Raw genomic sequence first — 1796 nt, 5'->3', positions numbered from 1 at the left:
CCGCGTCATAGGCCAGCATCACCAGGAAATCGATGAGCGCGAACACCAGCGCAATGGCGATGTATTGCGGCGCCTGGGCGGCCGCCGGGTCGATGAACTGCGGCAGCAGGGCCGAGCAGAACAGGTAGCCCTTGGGATTGGTCACGGCGACCAGGAACGACTTGAGCAGCACGGTGCGGGCGCTGTAGCCGTCGGCGCCGGCCTCTGCCTCGCCGTCACCCTGGGGTGCCGACAGCGATCCGCCCTGGCTGCGCAGCATGCGCAGGCCCAGCCAGGCCAGGTAGGCCGCTCCCGCCCACTTGACCACCGAGAACCAGAACTCCGAGGCCGCCAGCAGCGCGCCCAGGCCCAGCGCGACAGCGCCGACCAGCACGAAGTCCGACAGCACGGCGCCCAGCATGCCGGGCAGGGCGCGGCGCACGCCGTGGCGCGAGCCATTGGCCAGCGCCAGCAGCACGGTGGGGCCGGGGGTGATGATCGCGATCAGCGCGACCAGGGAGAAGACGAGCAGGGTGGCGAGGGTCATGTCGGCGAAGGCTCATGCGGTTGGCAACAGCCTGCCACTGTGCCAGCTTTGCCTGCCGTGCGCAGCCCCTGCCGACCCGGGGCAGGGCACACGGGGCGGGCAGGCGTCAGTCGCTGCCCACGCCGCCGGCGGCAAAGACCGGGCCGCGCGTGCCGGGCACCCAGCCCGGGTAGGTTTCCATCACTTCGGCGAACAGGGCCGAGTCGATCCAGCGCTGCAGCCAGGCCTGCAGGTGCGGCCAGGGCTGCTCGTTCCATTGCGACTCGTCGATGCGCGCGTACTGGCGCACGAAGGGGCGCAGGGCCATGTCGGCCAGGCTGGGGTTCTGGCCGAACAGGTAGCCGGTGGCCTCCAGCTGGTCGTCCAGCTCGGCCAGCCAGGTCAGGGCATCGGCCTGGGCGTGGTTGACCTCTTCGGCCGTATAGCGCTCGGGGTACTTGCAGCGGTCCAGGGCGTGCTTGAAAAAGCCGTCGTTGCGCTCGATCAGCGCCAGCATTTCCGGCAGCGAGCCGCTGGTCGGTGCCAGCCAGCCGTCCGGGTCATTGGCGCGCAGCGCGTGCAGCATGACATCCAGGCTCTGCTCGATCACGCGGCCGTCCTCCAGCACCAGCACGGGCACCGTGCCCTTGGGCGAAGCGTCGAGCAGCGCCTGCGGCTTGTTGCGCAGGTTGATTTCGCGCAGCTCGCAGGCCAGGCCGGCATGGGCCAGCGCCAGGCGGGCGCGGATGGCGTAGGGGCAGCGGCGAAACGAGTAGAGAACCGGCAGGGTCTGGGTCATGGAGCGGGAACGGGGCTAGGGGCCAAAAGCGGCAGATGATAGCGCCGGGGCCAAAGTCGGGCGGCCTGCGGGTCTTGCCGCGGGCGTCCGTGGCTATTGCAGCTGCGCCAGCAGCCATTGCCTGAAGGTCTTGAGCGCCGCGCTGGGTGCGCGCGAGCGCAGGTGGGTCAGCCAGTAGGCGCCCGTGTCCACCTCCTGCTCGAAGGGGCGCACCAGCCGGCCCTGCTGCAGCAGGTGCTGGAACATGCGCGCCGGCAGCAGGGCCACGCCCGCGCCCTGGGCGGCCGCCTCGGCCAGCGTCAGCGAGGAGTCGAACATGGCCCCGCGCGCCAGCGGCGCGCTCTGGTCCAGCGTGGCGAACCAGCTCTCCCACTCCTGCAGGCGGTACGAGCGCAGCAGCGTCTGCCCGGCCAGGTCGGCCGGCTGGCGCAGGCGCTGGGCCAGGGCCGGGGTGCACATGGGCGTCAGCGGCGCGCGCAGCAGCAGCTCGGC

Annotated in this window: 3 protein-coding genes; all 3 read right to left on the bottom strand. The window is 71.4% G+C overall.

Annotated elements, in window-relative coordinates; translation table 11 throughout:
- Positions 1-526: LysE family translocator (locus L995_RS10640; RefSeq protein WP_047471515.1), on the bottom strand; the 526-nt coding region annotated here is incomplete at its 3' end.
- A 106-nt stretch (positions 527-632) separates the two neighbouring features.
- Entirely contained in the window at positions 633-1304 is a 672-nt protein-coding gene (locus L995_RS10635) for a glutathione S-transferase (RefSeq protein ID WP_047471513.1), read from the bottom strand.
- Between the two features lie 93 nt (positions 1305-1397).
- Positions 1398-1796: LysR substrate-binding domain-containing protein (locus tag L995_RS10630; protein ID WP_047471511.1), on the bottom strand; the 399-nt coding region annotated here is incomplete at its 5' end.

It is taken from the genome of Delftia sp. ZNC0008 (assembly GCF_000799035.1).
Classification (GTDB): Bacteria; Pseudomonadota; Gammaproteobacteria; order Burkholderiales; family Burkholderiaceae_C; genus Comamonas; species Comamonas tsuruhatensis.
Note: the sequence above shows the minus strand (reverse complement) of the source record. Positions and strands in the feature narration are given on the sequence as shown.

Bases quoted from the DNA above. Each gene is read 5' to 3' on its own strand.
- L995_RS10635 (WP_047471513.1), bottom strand. From the start codon at position 1,304: ATGACCCAGACCCTGCCGGTTCTCTACTCGTTTCGCCGCTGCCCCTAC.